The 17,515-nt window shown below is 45.8% G+C and carries 14 protein-coding genes; 3 read left to right on the top strand and 11 right to left on the bottom strand.

What is annotated here, in order from left to right:
- Position 1: 1 nt before the first annotated feature.
- Positions 2–3,433 carry a hybrid sensor histidine kinase/response regulator gene (locus tag VA249_RS13580; RefSeq protein ID WP_221068276.1) on the top strand — a complete coding sequence of 1,144 codons (3,432 nt, stop codon included), beginning with the start codon at positions 2–4 and terminating at the stop codon, positions 3,431–3,433.
- Positions 3,434–3,486: 53 nt separating this feature from the next.
- Here VA249_RS13580 and VA249_RS13575 read toward each other — a convergent pair whose 3' ends face one another.
- From VA249_RS13575 to aspA, 8 genes are all read right to left on the bottom strand, one after another.
- A complete protein-coding gene (locus VA249_RS13575; RefSeq protein WP_221068275.1) occupies positions 3,487–3,969 on the bottom strand; it encodes a hypothetical protein in 483 nt (160 codons plus the stop codon).
- A 213-nt stretch (positions 3,970–4,182) separates the two neighbouring features.
- Positions 4,183–5,910, bottom strand: a complete 1,728-nt coding sequence (locus VA249_RS13570) for a sodium:solute symporter family protein (RefSeq protein ID WP_221068274.1) — start codon at positions 5,908–5,910, stop codon at positions 4,183–4,185.
- A 12-nt stretch (positions 5,911–5,922) separates the two neighbouring features.
- Positions 5,923–6,189, bottom strand: coding sequence for a DUF4212 domain-containing protein (locus tag VA249_RS13565; protein WP_128809925.1), 267 nt, complete (start codon positions 6,187–6,189; stop codon positions 5,923–5,925).
- A 204-nt stretch (positions 6,190–6,393) separates the two neighbouring features.
- A complete protein-coding gene (locus VA249_RS13560; protein ID WP_221068273.1) occupies positions 6,394–7,017 on the bottom strand; it encodes a MarC family protein in 624 nt (207 codons plus the stop codon).
- 220 nt (positions 7,018–7,237) lie between these two features.
- Entirely contained in the window at positions 7,238–7,873 is a 636-nt protein-coding gene (locus tag VA249_RS13555; protein WP_211915797.1) for a response regulator, read from the bottom strand.
- A gap of 193 nt (positions 7,874–8,066) precedes the next feature.
- On the bottom strand, positions 8,067–9,902 hold the full coding sequence (locus VA249_RS13550; RefSeq protein WP_221068272.1) for a protein-disulfide reductase DsbD: 1,836 nt from the start codon (positions 9,900–9,902) through the stop codon (positions 8,067–8,069).
- Between the two features lie 162 nt (positions 9,903–10,064).
- Positions 10,065–11,372, bottom strand: a complete 1,308-nt coding sequence (locus tag VA249_RS13545; RefSeq protein ID WP_128809929.1) for an anaerobic C4-dicarboxylate transporter — start codon at positions 11,370–11,372, stop codon at positions 10,065–10,067.
- 177 nt (positions 11,373–11,549) lie between these two features.
- Positions 11,550–13,001, bottom strand: coding sequence for an aspartate ammonia-lyase (gene aspA / locus VA249_RS13540; protein WP_128809930.1), 1,452 nt, complete (start codon positions 12,999–13,001; stop codon positions 11,550–11,552).
- Between the two features lie 457 nt (positions 13,002–13,458).
- Here aspA and VA249_RS13535 point away from each other — a divergent pair, with 457 nt between their 5' ends.
- Entirely contained in the window at positions 13,459–13,977 is a 519-nt protein-coding gene (locus VA249_RS13535; RefSeq protein ID WP_221068271.1) for an FxsA family protein, read from the top strand.
- 71 nt (positions 13,978–14,048) lie between these two features.
- Here the strand turns inward: VA249_RS13535 and trmL are convergent, their stop codons facing one another.
- The 3 genes from trmL to VA249_RS13520 all read right to left on the bottom strand — a co-directional run bounded on the left by trmL (position 14,049) and on the right by VA249_RS13520 (position 16,775).
- Complete coding sequence (trmL, locus tag VA249_RS13530; RefSeq protein WP_128809932.1) at positions 14,049–14,528, bottom strand: tRNA (uridine(34)/cytosine(34)/5-carboxymethylaminomethyluridine(34)-2'-O)-methyltransferase TrmL; 480 nt, start codon at positions 14,526–14,528, stop codon at positions 14,049–14,051.
- Positions 14,529–14,682: 154 nt separating this feature from the next.
- Entirely contained in the window at positions 14,683–16,086 is a 1,404-nt protein-coding gene (gene cpxA / locus VA249_RS13525) for an envelope stress sensor histidine kinase CpxA (protein ID WP_221068270.1), read from the bottom strand.
- On the bottom strand, positions 16,086–16,775 hold the full coding sequence (locus VA249_RS13520; RefSeq protein WP_128809934.1) for a response regulator: 690 nt from the start codon (positions 16,773–16,775) through the stop codon (positions 16,086–16,088). The genes cpxA and VA249_RS13520 overlap by 1 nt, the downstream gene beginning before the upstream one ends.
- Before the next feature lie 190 nt (positions 16,776–16,965).
- Here VA249_RS13520 and VA249_RS13515 point away from each other — a divergent pair, with 190 nt between their 5' ends.
- A complete protein-coding gene (locus tag VA249_RS13515; protein ID WP_221068269.1) occupies positions 16,966–17,478 on the top strand; it encodes a CpxP family protein in 513 nt (170 codons plus the stop codon).
- Positions 17,479–17,515 lie beyond the last annotated feature (37 nt).

Raw genomic sequence — 17,515 nt, 5'->3', positions numbered from 1 at the left:
AATGCAAGGATGGCTCGTAATTCCCGTTTCTTTAGCGTATTTGGGAATTCTATTTTTTATCGCTTGGTACGGTGACAAACAAAAGAGGTGGTTGGCGCGTTGGCGACCGTGGATCTACAGTTTGTCGATTGCAGTGTATTGCACCTCATGGACGTTTTACGGCACAGTTGGGCAAGCGAGCAATAATCCGTGGTCTTTCTTACCGATCTATATCGCGCCCATTCTTGTTTTTACGATTGGTTGGCGGGTATTGGCTCGTCTCATTTTGATTGCTAAGCGAGAGCATATTACCTCGATCGCAGACTTTATCGCTGCGCGCTATGGTAAATCTCAAGGTATTGCAGTTGCGGTGACGTTAATTGCTGTTGCAGGCATTTTGCCTTATATCGCGTTGCAACTGCGTGGTATTACCATGGGGTTAGAAATCATCGCTCCAGATCTACCCTCTCAGTTAGGCAGTGAAAATTTCAGCGTTTCTTGGTTTGTTGTTGGAGCACTGGCGATTTTTACCATGCTATTTGGTACTCGCCACATTGATAACACCGAGCACCACCGCGGTATGATGATGGCGATTGCATTTGAATCCGTTCTCAAATTGGTGGCCTTTTTGGTTGTCGGTGTATTTATTGTGTGGCTTGCAATCGATACGGAAAGTTTCCATCTTGCAGATATTGCAACTCAGACCTATGAATCGCCAAATATTCCAACCTTATTGATCCACACAATACTGACTATGTTGGCGATTGTCTGTTTACCGCGTCAGTTTCATACCATGGTTGTTGAGAACGAGCGAGCTCAGGATTTACATGTCGCACGTTGGCTGTTTCCACTGTATTTGATTTTAATGGGCATTTTTGTTCTGCCGATTGCATGGGTAGGGCAAAGCTTGCTCAGTGGAAGCCCTGCAGATACTTACGTGATCAGCGTACCAATGGCGGTGGGCGCTAACGATATTGCTCTATTAGCATTTTTAGGTGGTACGTCTGCTGCGAGTGGTATGGTCATTGTTTCCACGATCGCCTTAGCCATCATGGTGTCTAATGACTTGGTCATGCCACTGATCTTGCGTCGCATGAAGTTGTCTCAACGCAATCATCATCACTTTTCTGAACTGTTACTGCGCATTCGTCGTGGCTTAATTCTGTTGCTGTTAGTTGGAGCGTGGGGTTTTTATCAGGCGCTAGATAGTATTCACTCACTCTCCGCGATAGGTTTCCTCTCATTTGCTGCCATCACTCAGTTTGCCCCTCCTTTGATTGGTGGCATGTATTGGCGACAGGGAAATAAGAAAGGTGTTTATGTTGGGTTATTGGTTGGCTTCACCATTTGGTTGATAACCTTGATGAGCCAAACGGGCATGTTAGCTGGTGATGCGAGTAACAATTTATTGATTTGGCTGATCACACCACCTGACTTACTGACGGATCTTGGCATCGCAATCTCTGATTGGGGAATGATTGTGAGTGTTACCGCAAATGCTCTGTGTTTTGTGTTGGTTTCGTTAGCGACGCGCCCAAGCTTGAGTGAACGCTTACAATCTGCCTCATTTGTTGGTACGCCGTTGCCTGAAAGTGAAAACATCAGTTTGTATCAAAGCCGTGTCACCGTGAGCGAACTGGAGATGCTCGCTTCTCGCTTTGTTGGGCGTACACGAGTGAAATCGGCGTTTCAAACATACTGGAATCAACAACCAGAAGCGTTGTTGCCAAACCAACAGGCACCATCCTCCTTGATTAGGCATACTGAGCGCGTACTTGCAGGCGTGTTTGGCGCGTCTTCAGCAAAGTTAGTACTTACTTCGGCTTTGCAAGGAAGAAACATGCAGCTTGAAGAAGTTGCCACTATTGTTGATGAAGCATCGGAATTGTATGACTTCAGTCGTGGATTGTTGCAAGGTGCAATTGAGCACATTGGGCAGGGTATCGCTGTTGTCGATAAACAGCTGCGGCTGGTGGCATGGAATCAGCGTTATCTGGAACTGTTTGTTTTTCCTCCTGGACTCATTCAAGTTGGTCGTCCTATTGCGGATGTGATTCGTCATAATGCTGAGCAAGGTCTGTGTGGACCCGGAGATCCAGAAGATCATGTTCGTCGACGTGTTTTTCATTTAGAACAAGGTACGCGTCATACTTCTTCGCGTATTCGACCGGATGGTCGGGTTATTGAAGTGCAAGGAAACCCGATGCCTGGTGGCGGTTTTGTGATGAGTTTTACTGATATCACCGTATTTCGAGATGCAGAACAAGCGCTAAAAGATGCCAATGAGACCTTAGAGGAGCGTGTTCGTGTTCGTACTCGCGAGTTGGAGCAACTGAACAAGCAGTTGGTTGCGGCCACGCAGCGGTCAGAACATGAATCTCAATCTAAATCTCGATTTCTGGCTGCGGTTAGCCATGATTTGATGCAACCGCTTAATGCCGCGCGATTGTTTGCTTCTTCGTTATCGGAAGTCGCTAAAGACAATGAAACACAAAAACTTTCTACTCATATCGAGAGTGCACTTGGCGCTGCGGAAGATTTAATTGGTGACTTACTGGATATTTCGCGTTTGGAATCAGGGAAATTAGATGTTCATGTTCATGCTTTCGCCGTGAACGATGTCCTTGCGAATTTGAATGCGGAATTCAGCGCGTTGGCGAAACAGCAAGGGATTGATTTTATGATGATCCCCTCGTCCCTAATGGTGAAATCCGATCCGAAGTTGCTGCGTCGAGTGGTTCAGAATTTCTTAACCAATGCGTTTCGTTATAGCCCAAATGGTAAGGTGGTATTGGGTGTACGGCGTGTGCAAGGTAATGTGCGTATCGATGTGTGGGATAACGGTATGGGCATTGAGCAAGAGAAGCAGCAAGAAATCTTTGAAGAGTTTAGCCGTGGTACGCAAGTTCGTTCCGATCAAGGTTTAGGGCTTGGTCTTGCCATATCGAAAGGTATTGCTCAAGTTCTTGGGCATGAGATATCGATGCGCTCTTGGTTTGGTCAAGGTAGTGTGTTCTCGATTACTTTAGATAAAGCAGAAAGAGTACACGTACAACCAAGTGTTACAGTAAAGAGCAAGCAATCAGATTTGAGTCATATCCGCGTCTTGTGCGTTGATAACGAACCTGAAATTTTGGTCGGTATGGAAAACTTGCTTTCACGTTGGGGATGCGACATTCGCCTAGCGACTGATATCGTTGAAAGTTTAAAAGTGCTTGAAGATGACTGGACTCCGGACGTGATTTTCTCCGACTATCGTCTTGATAATGGTCGAACGGGGCTAGAGGTGTTGCAGCAATGTCGTTTGCGCTTAGGTAACCGCTTCGAAGGTGTCATTATCAGTGCAGATCGAACCGATGACATGATGGATGGGATCAAAGCAAATGGCTTTAGTTTCATCGCGAAACCAGTAAAGCCCCTAAAGTTGCGCTCTGTGCTTAATCGAGTTGCATAAAAGCGGCCTCCCTTAGGCGGCCGCTTTTGGCGGTATTTCGCGTCGATGGATGATTATTCTGTAAATAACGTTTCGTATTTCACAAATGCCGTTTGTGTCTCGCCGTAGTATAGCGTTCCTTCTGATTGAATCGCTACACGTAACCAGCTTTCTTCAGATGCAGGCTTAGGAAGCGTGATGGTCCAATTTTGGCCAGCGTTATCAGCGCGAGTCATCTCAAAAGGCTGAGTATTTTGTGCTTGGTCATCAACGACAGAAATTTTCACCCCCTCCAGTGGGTAGGCAGCATTGAGTGATAACTCCAAACTGTCTTTCGTGAGCTTTTCTGAGCGAAACTTCACTTTGAAGTCACCATTTTCCATATCACACAATCCACTGGTGTAACGGCAGTTGGATTTTCCGACTAACTTGTAACTCTCCCCTTCTTTGGCGACTTGAGGTTTTTCACTGAGAGCCATGTCAGTGCCGAAATACGCGATCAGAGAAAGAATCGGTGCCACTAACAGGGCGATCGTAATATGCTTGTTTTTGAACATCTTGGCTTCCTTGCTACAACGGTATACCTAAGAAACCTCATACCTAATCTGGCAGAGATAAAGTTGCTTGGGTATACCATGTCTAAAATTGGATTGAGTTGTTTTACCGTGGCTTTGTATTCGTATTTACTATTGAAATTGATATGAGCTACGTTAACCTAATTGAGTGAATAAAAAAGCCCCAAAAGGGGCTTTTGTGGTGTGAGTTGAGATTTAGTGGTCTACTGCATCGCCTGCGCCAACTGGTACACGAACGTGCTCAACGAGATCTTTCACTTCTTGTGGCGTTTCAGCCGTTACTTTTGATACCGCGAATGCCACGACAAAGTTGAATACTGCACCGATAGCACCAAATGCATTTGGCTCGATACCTAGGAACCAGTTTTGTCCCCAGCTCTGTAGGTATTTCCATTCTGGAATGAATAGGATGCCTTTGTGTTGGAATACGTAGAATAGTGTGATGCTAATACCCGCAACCATACCCGCGATAGCGCCTTCCTTGTTAATACCTTTGCTGAAGATACCCATCATCAGTGCCGGGAAGATAGATGAACCAGCCAGACCAAACGCTAATGCTACGGTTCCCGCGGCAAAGCCCGGTGGATTGAGGCCAAGATAACCCGCAAACGCAATGGCCACCGCCATCGATATTCGGCTAGCGAGCAGTTCTTTCTTCTCGGAAATATTTGGATTGATAACCCCTTTAATTAAGTCATGGGATATGGCAGATGAGATTGCCAACAACAGACCTGCTGCGGTAGATAGCGCGGCTGCCAAACCACCAGCTGCGACTAATGCGATGACCCAATTTGGCAGTTTAGCAATCTCTGGGTTTGCTAATACCATAATATCACGGTCAACTTTTAGTTCGTTGGTTGCAGGGTTTGAAGTGTATTCAATCAGACCATCGCCATTTTTATCATCGAAGCCAAGTAGGCCCGTTTTTTCCCAGTTCTTAAACCAGTCAGGGCGCTCATCATAAGCAAGGTGCTGACCTGGTGCAGGATTAACGGTATCCATCAGATTCAAACGAGCCATTGCAGATACGGCTGGCGCGGTTGTGTATAGAATTGCAATAAAGAATAGCGCCCAGCCTGCAGATGTACGAGCATCACGAACTTTAGGCACGGTAAAGAAGCGGATGATAACGTGCGGAAGGCCTGCGGTACCGATCATAAGAGACATGGTGTATACGAACATGTTTAGTGTGTCGCCTCTGACGGCGGTCGTATATTCACTAAAGCCAAGTTCGGTGACGACTTGGTCAAGCCGATCGAGCAGGTAGACGTCAGTGCCTTGAATGGTACTGCCGAGGCCGATTTGTGGTAGAGGGTTACCTGTTAGTTGCAGAGAGATAAAGATTGCTGGAATAGTGTAAGCTAAAATGAGTACGCAATATTGAGCAATCTGCGTGTAGGTAATGCCTTTCATTCCACCCATTACGGCGTAGATGAACACGATACACATACCGATGCCTAGACCTGTTGCGTAATCGACTTCTAGGAAGCGACCAAACGCAACGCCAACCCCTTTCATCTGACCGATTACGTAAGTGACCGATGCGATGATCAGACACACAACCGCAACGATACGAGCCGCGTTAGAATAGAAGCGTTCACCGATAAACTCAGGTACAGTAAATTTACCAAACTTACGCAAGTACGGAGCGAGAAGCATAGCTAGCAGAACGTAGCCACCCGTCCACCCCATTAGGAAGACACTACCGCCGTAACCCATAAAGGCAATCAAACCAGCCATTGAGATAAAAGATGCTGCTGACATCCAATCCGCTGCGGTTGCCATGCCGTTTGCTACAGGGTTAACACCGCCACCAGCGACATAGAACTCTTTTGTTGAGCCTGCTCGAGCCCAAATCGCAATCCCAATGTACAGGAGGAAAGTTGAGCCAACCACCAGGTAGGTTATCGTTTTCAAATCCATCTGAGTTACTCCTTACTCATCATCTACGCCGAATTCACGGTCAAGTTGGCGCATTCTCCACGCGTAGTAGAAAATAATGCCTAGGAAAGTGTAGATGGAGCCTTGCTGAGCAAACCAGAAGCCTAGTTTGTATCCACCTAGTTGAAATTGATTCAGTACGTCGACAAATAAAATGCCGCAGCCAAAAGATACGACGAACCAGATCACCATCAGGCGAACCATGATTTTCACGTTCTTATCCCAATAGGCTTTGGCTCTTTCTTCGCTTTCAAATGCCATTGCCGTCTCCTTACGATCGGTATTGTTGTTAAAAAAATGTTTCACCATGTACCTTAGCAAGGTGTTGGCAAGAACTCTTTTCAACTTTAGTCGGGGCAATGAAAAGCAAAAATGCCCATGTTTAGGGCGTTTAGGTGAAATAAGAGATAAAAACGTGATGTTAATTTGATGTTAAATTAGCCAAAGGTCTAAGAGTTTTACTTATCAAAGGTAAAAGTCTCTGATCCCAAGTAGCAAATTGTTGAGTGCCACCGCTGAGAGGATTAAGCCCATCACACGGCTGATGATGGCGGCTCCAACATTGCCGATTACTTTTTGGATGGTATTTGCGCCTAGTAGCAAGAGTAACGTTATCAATAGCACCACAATCATGACACCAGCAGTCATGGCTTGATCGACTAAAGAGTTACGGTTGTTGTCGGTTAACATCACTATCGCCATCATTGCTCCCGGAGAGGCGATCGAGGGGATCGCTAACGGGTACACTGCGAGATCGGCAAGAGCTGATTTATCCAACTCTTTCTGCATTTTCTGTTCTTGTTCTGGTTTTGCTTCACCAAAGATCATAGTGAGTGCGAATAGGAGCAGTACTAATCCGCCAGCGGCTTGAAATGCAGGAAGTGGGATTTGCATGGCTTCAAGTAAAAGTTGACCCGCAACTAGAAAGAAAAGTAATACGCCGGCTGAAATCGCAATCGCCTTTAGGGCAACGAGTCGACGCTGTTTGGCACTAAGGTGTTGGGTTTGGGACAGATACACAGGCACAGAACCGACAGGATCGATGACTGCCCATAAGACGACGAATTGAGTGATGAGAATACTTAGCAAAGTATGGCCTCCCAGAGTTAGAGGTTTAACAGAGGGATGAAAAGGCTGCGTAGTGCAGTCCACACCAATGCTCGTAAACAGTGGGTCATTCTAGCTTGTGAAAACGTTCGATAACGACGCTGTTCGTGCGCGTCTCATGAGCACTGACCTACGATGGTTGGTATATTATTTTAACGTCTGTTGTTCTTTTTAAGTCATATAAGTGTGAATAATTAATAGGTTATTGCTCAGGCTCTATCTGCTGAAGCAAGATGACGGCTTGAGTTCTATTTTTCACCCCAAGTTTGCGGAAAATGGCGGTCATATGCGCTTTGATCGTTGCTTCTGAGACATTCAGCTCATAAGCAATTTGCTTGTTGAGTAGTCCATCAGAAAGCATGCCCAATACTTTGTACTGCTGTGGGGTTAATGCGGCTATTTTTTCGGCTAAATCATTGCAAGCAGCATTATTCGTGATGAGTCCATCTGGGAAGAATGGGTCGCCGTTGAGGACTTGATTAAGCGCGCTTACCAGCTCGCGCATGTCGCTCGATTTAGGAATAAAACCGAATGCTCCATGGCTTTTGACTTGAGTGACGACAGCAGGCTCTTCGCTCGCAGAGACAACCACAATCGGTAAGTCTGGGTATTCTGCACGTAAGTGAATTAAGCCGGACATGCCATTTGCCCCTGGCATTTTTAGATCCAATAAGACGAGGTCGGGTTCTTCTTCTTTTTTCAGTAAAGCGAGCAGTGCGTCTAAAGAGTCAGCTTCGAGAAGATTAGCACCACTCACTGCCATGTGTACCGATTGGAACAAGGCATTGCGGAAAAGAGGGTGATCATCAGCGATGATTATGGTGTAGGTCGAATCCATGACGTTAAACACTTTTGACTATTTAGTTAAAGGAATTATTGTCGATCTTTGAGAGGTTGGACAATAAGTATCCGCTAAAAGTCTGAACCAAATCGACTTTTATTAGCAATTTTGCATATAAACGCATTTTTCTTGAAAATCAGAACAATAAAAAACGCCAGTGTTTAATCACTGGCGTTTGAATGATTCATGATCAGAATCGGTTGATGTGCTCTAAGAAAGGCTCGGCTTGCATGAAACCAGTTAAACGAGCATTTGAAATGTGTTCACCGCTTGCATCCCAAAATTCGATGGTCGGTAAACCGAGTACATTCATATGCTTAAGCAATTCGATATCTTGTACTTGATTCTTCGTCACGTCCGCTTGCAGAAGCACGAAGCCTCGCAGCTTGGCTTCGACACTCGGCTCATGGAAAGTGTACTTTTCGAACTCTTTGCATGCCACGCACCAATCCGCGTAGAAGTCGAGCATCACAGGCTTACTGGCTTGTTTTGCCAAAGCTAATTGCTCTTTAAGTTCTGCTACGTTGGTCACTTGAATAAAGTCCACAGTTGTCTGTTGAGCTTGTACGGTAGTGCTATTTCCAAACCAATAGTTCAGTACGGGTTGTGCTGAAGCAAATAAACCCAATACAGCAACAATACCTACGGCGCTTTGTTTCCAGCCACCAAACGGTAAGTTGTTTTTAAGGTGATATAGCCAACCGAAAGCGGCGATTCCTAAAACTGACCATAAAGTCGTAGCCCACACTTCTGGCAAGATGCGCTCTAGTAAGAAAATAGGCGCGGCAAGCAGAATAAAACCAAACAACGTTTTAACGCGGTCCATCCAACCTCCTGCTTTTGGTAGCAGTCTGTTGCCGAATACTGCAACCAGAATCAGTGGGATTCCCATACCCATCGCGAGTGCGTAAAGGGCAATCCCTCCAGTGAGTAAATCTCCACTTTGTGCCACATAAAGCAAAGCGCCAGAAAGTGGTGCAGTAGTACATGGCGAGCAAACTAATCCAGAGATCGCGCCCATCGCGAAAACGCCTGCGCTGCTGCCACCTTGTTGCTTGTTACTTAAGTTGTTGAGCCAAGTTTGGACGCTGCTTGGTAGTTGTAGGGTGTAAACGCCAAACATAGAAAGTGCTAGCACAACGAATAATGCGCTCAACCCAATCAATACATAAGGATGCTGCATAGCGGCTTGGAACTGCATACCCGCAGACGCAACAACAAGACCAAGTAGGGTGTAAGTCAGTGCCATGCCCTGCACATAAACAAATGATAACCCTAGCGCACGGCGTTGGCTTAGTTTTCCGCTGCCAAGTACGATGCTGGTTAAAATTGGGTACATCGGTAACACACAAGGTGTGAATGCCAAACCAATGCCTAGTGCTAAAAATAGGAATGGTGTCCACCAGTTGTCGGCAAGATTTTCAGCAAGGCTGTCTTGTTGCGTGACTGGTATTGATGATCTGCTTGTTGAGCGAGAGGATTCTGCTGCTGGTGGCGCAACCGTAAGTTTTGCTTCTGCCGCCGATGCGCCCGGTGTCATCGTAGGATCAGAGTTTGACGGAGTAAATGCACGGATAGGAATCACGTGGGTTTCTGGTGGGTAACAGAAGCCTGCTTTGGCACAGCCTTGGTACTGCACCACCACGCGTGCACCATCTTGCCAATCATGCATTGGTACGTTGACGAAGAGAGGTTGAGTGTAGATATGCACATCACCAAAGAATTCATCTTTATGTGGCGTTCCGTCTTCCATCTGCAGTTCGCCTAGCGATACTTTCTCGCCAGTTACCGACAAGCGTTCTTGATACAAGTAGTAACCATCACGTACCTGCCAATCCAGCATCAGTTTGCCGTCTTGCTGGTAGTAGTTGAATGGGAAAGCCTGATCGACAGGCACAAAACTGTCATTGCTACTGCCAAAAGTATTGTTGGTCGTATTCCCTAACTGATCGTTCCCAAACAAAGCCATTGATGGCGCAGAAAAGGTAATAAACCCCAGGAGTAAGACGGAGAGTAATGCACGCATAAAAAGGTTCAATTCATCTTAGATAATTGTCATTAGTGTAACTCAATCAGACCTTGAATTGAGCCAATTAGTTTCATGACATTGCAGATTTGTTGTGCATCATTCGATGTTACGAACAATAAAAAAGGGAGCCGAAGCTCCCCGAGTAAGACTCTGTTTCTACTAGATCAGTAGACCACCGAATGCGAAGCCAAGTGCTACCGCTGATGCGATAGTAACAACACCAGGTACAAAGAATGGGTGGTTGAATACGTACTTACCGATACGAGTTGAACCCGTGTCGTCCATCTCAACCGCGGCAAGTAACGTTGGGTAAGTTGGTAGTACGAACAATGCACTTACTGCTGCGAAAGACGCAACGGCGGTAAGTGGTGCCACACCGATTGCTAGTGCTGCTGGCATAAGCGCAACAGTGGTTGCACCTTGCGAGTAAAGTAGCATTGAAGCGAAGAATAGAACAAGTGCTAGCATCCATGGGTAGTCAGCAAGCAGTGCACCAGCGACTTCTTTGATGCCATCAACGTGTGCGTTCACGAATGTAGAACCTAGCCATGCCACACCAAGAACACACACACACGCTGTCATACCAGAGCGGAATGTCGCCGCTGATGGGATTTTGCCAGCATCGATTTTGCAGCTCATTACGATTGCTGCTGCGGCAGCTAGCATTACCGTCATGATGGCTTCGTTACGACCCAGAGCAGGGTTCTCGATAAGGCCGACAGAACCAGAAATTGCTGCTGCGTAACATACTACGAATGCGATTGCGCCTAGGAAGATGAATGTTGCTTTCTTCGCGGTTGGCAGGATTTCGCGTTTAGATTCTGTACTTAGCTTGATCAGGCCGTTTTCTAGACGATGTTGATATTCAGGATCGTCTTTAAGTTCGCTGCCCATGAAGTTAGCGACGAATGCACCGATCATACAAGCAATGAACGTGGTTGGGATACACACCGCAAGAAGCGTTAGGTAGTCAACGCCAAATGGGTGCAGCATTGCTGCGAACGCCACAACTGCCGCTGAGATTGGCGATGCAGTGATTGCAATTTGTGATGCGACAACCGCGATAGACAGAGGACGAGATGGACGAACACCTTGGCCTTTTGCTACTTCTGCGATTACTGGCAGAGTCGAGAATGCCGTATGGCCCGTACCCGCTAGCAGTGTCATTAGGAATGTTACGATAGGTGCGTAAAAAGTGATGCGCTCTGGATGTTTACGCAAAAAGTCTTCCGCAACCTGTACCATCCAATCCAAACCTCCGGCTACTTGCATTGCTGCGATAGCGGTAATTACAGACATGATGATCAGAATTACATCGACGGGGATGTAAGACTGGCTTGTCGGAACGCCTAGGATTAAAGACAACGCAATGACCCCGGCACCACCGGCAAAACCAATGCCGATACCACCGATTCTTGCCCCCAAATAAATGAAGAGCAGAACCACGAAGAGTTCGACCATTACCATATTGATACCTCTTTTTAGTTTTTTATTGATCCTGATTTTGTGAACACTTGAGCTGAGAATAAGTGTTTAGAAAATCAGAATCGCCGTGGCTCACGGTAATAAAAGCTTAGAAAAAGTGTGGTTAACCGTATGAGAGCCTAAAAAAGGGCCCCGTATGGGACCCCTTATTTAATGATATTACTCGTAGCGTTTCGCTTTATAAGTCGGATGCATGAAGTTTTCAACCGATAAGATGTCATCTAGCTCTTCTGCAGTTAATAAACCACGCTCTAGAACAACATCACGTACGCTCTTACCTGTTTCAGCACAGATCTTACCAACAATGTCGCCCTCATGGTGGCCGATGTATGGGTTAAGGTAAGTCACGATACCGATAGAGTTGTAAACGTAGTTCTCACAGATTTCTTTGTTTACCGTGATGCCATCAATACATTTATCACGTAAGTTCACACACGCATTGTGTAGAAGAGAAATTGACTCAAATACACTTTGTGCGATGACAGGTTCCATTACGTTTAGCTGTAGCTGGCCGCCTTCTGCTGCGAAAGAAACCGTATTGTCGTTACCTAGAACTTTGAAGCAAACTTGGTTTACTACTTCAGGGATAACTGGGTTTACTTTAGCTGGCATGATAGAAGAGCCTGCTTGCATTTCTGGTAGGTTCAGTTCGTTTAGACCTGCACGTGGACCAGAAGAAAGAAGACGAAGGTCGTTACAGATCTTCGATAGTTTCACCGCTAGGCGTTTTAGTGCGCCATGCGTCATTACGTAAGCACCACAGTCAGAAGTCGCTTCGATCAAATCTTCTGCAGGAACCACTTCTAGGCCTGTTACTTCTGCTAGGTGTTTCACTGCGAGCGCTTGGTAACCTTTTGGCGCATTTAGACCAGTACCGATTGCCGTCGCACCTAGGTTAATCTCTAGCAATAGCTTAGATGTGTAATCTAAGGCACGAATTTCTTCGTTTAATGTTACTGCCCATGCATGGAACTCTTGGCCCACTGTCATAGGAACGGCATCTTGAAGCTGAGTACGGCCCATTTTCAAGATGTCTTTGAATTCTTGTGCTTTAAGCTCGAATGCACCTTTTAGGTACTCGATCGCTTCCATCAATTGATGAACACTGTTGTAAACCGCAATACGGAAACCCGTAGGGTAAGCACAGTTGGTTGACTGGCTCTTGTTCACGTGATCGTTCGGGTTGATGAACTGGTACTGGCCTTTTTCTTTGCCCATGAGTTCAAGTGCAACGTTCGCGATAACTTCATTGGTGTTCATGTTTACCGAAGTACCAGCGCCACCTTGGAATACATCTGATGGGAACTGATCCATGCACTTACCTGTTTCAAGGATCAAATCACACGCTTCAAGGATGTAGTTTGCAACGTCTTTTGGAATCGCACCTAGTTCTTTGTTTGCTAATGCAGCGGCTTTCTTCGTCATCACCATGCCGCGTACAAATTCAGGGACGTCAGAAATAGTACTGCTTGAGATATTGAAGTTCTCAATCGCACGAAGAGTATGGATGCCGTAGTATGCATCTGCAGGAACGTGACGTTCACCTAATAGGTCTTCTTCAATACGAGTGGCTTGGTTTGCTGTTTTTGGAGCATCAGATAGGGTAGCCATAACAGGATCCTTAGATGATAATTCTGATAATAAAGTTATTTATTAGCCATTTCTGCATTCAAGAATCCGTTCATCAGAATTTTTGGCTGGAAAATCCGTCCTGACTTATGTGAAACATGATACTGCACTTGGCGCATAAAAATAGTAACTAGATCACCTTTTTCGCTTTTGATGCGTCAATATTTTGCAAAGTATGAATGAGATATGAATAACGCTTTGTGGGTAGGCACTTTTTATCTACATGGATGCATTTTTAGAGTGCAAAAATGGAAGATTACCCTCCTTGAACTCGTATCAGCGTTCATCATTTCATGCCGATGGATGAGGGAGATCGAACGATATCAATATGCCTCTTCTTGGTGGGTTGCGATGTTTAGTATGAACACGCTTTTTTACAACGATTCGTTTGAGCTTAGTGGGCGTTTGCCATTAAACTTATTGAAACAAAGGAGGGCGTGTGTTTCCTATCTTATTATTGGCGTTTATCTTCGTCCCGATCATCGAAATCGGCCTATTTATTCAGGTGGGAGGTTTCTTAGGGCTGTGGCCTACGATTGCTTTGGTTTTGATTACGGCATTTGTTGGCGCATCTTTGGTTCGTAGCCAAGGTATTCAGACTCTAATGTCGGTACAAAACCGCCTAGAGCAAGGTGAGCTTCCTGCTCAGCAAATTTTTGAAGGTGTCATGCTTGCAGTGGCTGGTGTGCTGCTATTAACGCCGGGTTTCATGACAGATGCGCTAGGTATGATTGTCCTACTACCAGCTCCGAGAGCGTTGATTGCTAAGTACCTCATGAGCAAGATGGTCGTAAAAACGGTTCATGGAGGTGGTTTCCAAGGTGGCTTTTCAAACCAAGGGCCATTTGAGCAAGACCCGTTTCGTCGTGATCCATTTGATTCTCAATCGGACAATGGCAACACGTTTGAAGGGGAGTATGAGCGTAAAGACGACAATGACCGTAACAAGCTCAACTAATACTTTTCTTGGACGTTAAAATGTAAAAGGGCGCATCGTGCGCCCTTTTTAGTTTCCGTTATTCGGTGTGCTTACAGCGCGCCGTCAAAGCCCATTTGACGCCATGCCTCAAAGGCGATGATGGCGACGGCATTGGATAGATTTAAGCTGCGAGCATCAGGCATCATCGGAATACGAATACGCTGTTCCATCGGCAAGCTTTCAATGATTTCAGCAGGTAGACCGCGAGTTTCCGGGCCGAACATCAACACATCGCCTGCTTGATACGTCGGATCCACATGGTGACCTGTCGTCTTGGTCGTGCAAGCGAATAGGCGGTAGTTGCCTTGCTTCTCTTTTTCTAGATATTCGATGAACGCTTGATAGTTCTTATGACGAGTGACGCGTGCTAAATCGTGGTAATCCAAGCCTGCACGGCGGACTTTTTTCTCTTCAAGATCAAAACCTAGTGGCTCGATTAAGTGGAGATTCGCACCACAGTTAGCACACAGGCGAATGATGTTGCCGGTGTTCGGCGCAATTTCTGGTTCGTATAGAGCGATATCAAACATGGTATTGGAATAGATTGGTCAAAAGAGGTGAGCAGTATATACCCAATAGTAAGGGGATGGGTATAGATGAGGAAGTCGAGTTCTGCCGTCCCCCCTCTATCTTGGAGGAGACGGTAATATCACACCATAAAAGTGGATGCTGATCTCGGTGAGGTTAGTGACTGATTTTGATCAGAGGCAGAACAATCTGAACTTGTAATCCTCCAAGTGGGCTCCGGCTAGCAACAATGGAACCGCTGTGTTGGCGAATCGCACTTTCAGTTATTGTTAGGCCAAGCCCTGTGCCTCCAGAGTGACGATCTCGTGCCGTCGATACACGGTAGAATGGACGAAATATTGCGTCGAGCTCTTCTTCTGGCACTCCCTCTCCATTGTCATCAACCGTAATGCTCAGTGCGTCGGCATTGTCTTGAATATCGATCTTCACCTCGTCTTTACCGTAGTAAATGGCGTTGCGAATGATGTTCTCTACTGCACTCATCAACAATTTAGGGTTTCCCGAGATGCTGCGATCAGGTAACGCAGAGTAGCTGAGCGTTTTACCCATTTGCTCTGCTTCAAATTGCGCATCTTTGATGATTTCTTCCCATAAGCTAGCAATAGGTTGAGTCTCACGCGTCATGTGACTGTTCACTTGCATGCGCGACAGCTCAAGCAATTCAGCAATCATCTGCTCCAAACGCTGAGCTTCTGTATCAATACGAGTTAACTCTGGGCTTTCACCTTGCTTACGTGTGGCCAGTGCATTTGCCATGCGCAATCGAGTTAATGGTGAGCGCAACTCATGCGAAATATCTGAGAGCAAGCGTTGCTGACCAGAAATCATTTGATTCACGGCTTCGACCATTTGGTTGAAGCTGGTTCCTGCTTGACGAAACTCGGAGGTACCTTTTTCTAGGTTTGGGTCGATAACAAACTCCCCTTTAGCAACGCGTTGTGCCGCAGTTTCCAGTCGGCGAGCTGGTTGACTCAGTGCCCATGCTAACCACAATAATAGCGGTGTACTCACCAGCATGACCGCGAGTAGCAATTGTAATGGGTGGTCAAACAGACGCAGTAGGATTGGTGGTGGCTCGTTCCACTTTACACCGACATACATCAGCAGATCTGAGTTGGCGATATTGATCGGCATTGGACCGGCAATCATATAACGACCGTAAAGCTTCTGTTTTGGCTGTTTTAGGTCATCAATACTGGTAACGAAGTTTTGTAACGCGCGTAGTTGAAAGTCTTTACGGTTTGACGTCGTTAATACATTACCTTCAAGGTCCGAAAAGAAGACACGAGGCCTAGGGTCGTGCTTACTACGTTTGTGTCCTTCAATACTAAATAAGATCTTGCCGAGATTGTCTTGTTTACGAAACTTTTTCTCTATGCCATCACGTATTTCAATCATTCGTTGATAATGATCGGTAGGAATATCACGAGCTTTACGTGGGTCAAGGTGTGGCAGTGATAATACCGCCATCAAAACCAAAAACATGGTGAACCAAAAGATGGCAAAGATGCGCCCATACAAGCTGTTTATCTTCGGAAGTTTGAAGCGTGATCGTCGCATTAGTCTTCCTCAATCAACATATAACCACGCCCACGTAGGGTTTTAATGCGTGGCTTACCGTTATTTTGATCTGGCAGCTTTTTGCGTAAGTTGGATACATGCATGTCGATCGCCCGGTCAAATGCGGCTAAACGCTTGCCAAGTACATCTAAGCTTAAGGCTTCTTTAGTGAGCACCTGCCCAGGGTTTTGCACAAAGTGTGTCAGCAATGCGAACTCGGTAGTTGTAAGATCGAGTAATGCTTGTTCGCAATAGGCTTCTTGCTTACCTGGGAACAGTTTGATTTCATGGTACTCAATGCAATCGCTGTTTTTCGTGCTCTTTTGGTTACTGCTGGTGCGGCGTAATATCGCTCGAATACGTGCAAGTAATTCACGGTCGCTGAATGGCTTTGGTAAGTAGTCATCAGCGCCAAGTTCTAGGCCGATCACTCGATCTATCTCTTCACCTTTCGCCGTTAGCATAAGTACAGGCGTTTCCCAGTTTTCACGTAGGCGTTTTAGGGTTTCCATTCCATTGAGCTTCGGCATCATCACATCAAGTAAGATAAGATCGATCTCGCTGTTGATGGCTTCTAATCCTGCTTCGCCATCGTTGGCTTCACTGACATTGAATCCCTCAAAAGTCAGCACTTCCTTAAGCAGGCTAGTAAGCTCGATATCGTCATCAATTAAAAGAATGTTCGCCATTTGAGTACCTATCAATTACTTCTTCAGTCTTAATATTACATGGTAATAGCTGTTAAGAATGAGCGTAAAAATGACTCTTTACGATTCTTTACGCTCTCTATACGTTGCTTTACCGACAAGCTCGTATTCTACACTCAAGCGCTGTGAGAACAGCTCAGAAGAGTCACTAAACTGTGTAAGGAATCAAATTATGAAATCTGCAAAAAAACTTGTGCTAGCTGCGGTTGTTCTACCTCTAACTCTTGGTGCGGCGAGTGCGTTCGCATTTGGTGGTAAAGACCATCACAAAGGTCCTAATGGTGAGTGTGGTATGGGAATGGACCGCGGCATCATGCGCCAACTTGACCTGACTGATGCACAAAAAGACCAACTAAAAGAAATGCGTGAAGCGAACAAAGCAGAGATGAAAGCAAAATTTGCTGATGGTAAAGAAGCACGCATGGCTGAGCGTCAAGCGCACCATGATAAAGTTCAAGCGCTTCTATTGGCAGACAACTTCGATGAAGCAGCAGCAAACGACCTAGCAAAAGAGATGGTAGAAAAACAAACAGATCGTCGCGTTAAAATGCTAGAGAAAAAACATCAAATGTTGAGCGTGCTAACGCCAGAGCAAAAAGCAAAATTTGTTGAGCTGCAAAAAGAGCGTCAACAAAAGTGTGGTGAGAAAATGCAAAAACGCATGCAAAAGCATCACAATAGCTAATTGCGAATTAGGTAACATAGAAAAGGCAACCAGTGAG

The organism is Vibrio alfacsensis, assembly GCF_019670485.1.
Lineage (GTDB): Bacteria > Pseudomonadota > Gammaproteobacteria > Enterobacterales > Vibrionaceae > Vibrio > Vibrio alfacsensis.
The sequence above is the reverse complement of the archived record's forward strand: the minus strand, read 5'-3'. Positions and strand labels throughout refer to the sequence as shown.

Coding starts and splice junctions, on each gene's coding strand:
- VA249_RS13580 (WP_221068276.1), top strand. CDS start 2: ATGCAAGGATGGCTCGTAATTCCCGTTTCTTTAGCGTATTTGGGAATT.
- VA249_RS13575 (WP_221068275.1), bottom strand. CDS start 3,969: ATGTTCAAAAACAAGCATATTACGATCGCCCTGTTAGTGGCACCGATT.
- VA249_RS13570 (WP_221068274.1), bottom strand. CDS start 5,910: ATGGATTTGAAAACGATAACCTACCTGGTGGTTGGCTCAACTTTCCTC.
- VA249_RS13565 (WP_128809925.1), bottom strand. CDS start 6,189: ATGGCATTTGAAAGCGAAGAAAGAGCCAAAGCCTATTGGGATAAGAAC.
- VA249_RS13555 (WP_211915797.1), bottom strand. CDS start 7,873: ATGGATTCGACCTACACCATAATCATCGCTGATGATCACCCTCTTTTC.
- VA249_RS13550 (WP_221068272.1), bottom strand. CDS start 9,902: ATGCGTGCATTACTCTCCGTCTTACTCCTGGGGTTTATTACCTTTTCT.
- VA249_RS13545 (WP_128809929.1), bottom strand. CDS start 11,372: ATGGTAATGGTCGAACTCTTCGTGGTTCTGCTCTTCATTTATTTGGGG.
- aspA (WP_128809930.1), bottom strand. CDS start 13,001: ATGGCTACCCTATCTGATGCTCCAAAAACAGCAAACCAAGCCACTCGT.
- trmL (WP_128809932.1), bottom strand. CDS start 14,528: ATGTTTGATATCGCTCTATACGAACCAGAAATTGCGCCGAACACCGGC.
- cpxA (WP_221068270.1), bottom strand. CDS start 16,086: ATGCGACGATCACGCTTCAAACTTCCGAAGATAAACAGCTTGTATGGG.
- VA249_RS13520 (WP_128809934.1), bottom strand. CDS start 16,775: ATGGCGAACATTCTTTTAATTGATGACGATATCGAGCTTACTAGCCTG.
- VA249_RS13515 (WP_221068269.1), top strand. CDS start 16,966: ATGAAATCTGCAAAAAAACTTGTGCTAGCTGCGGTTGTTCTACCTCTA.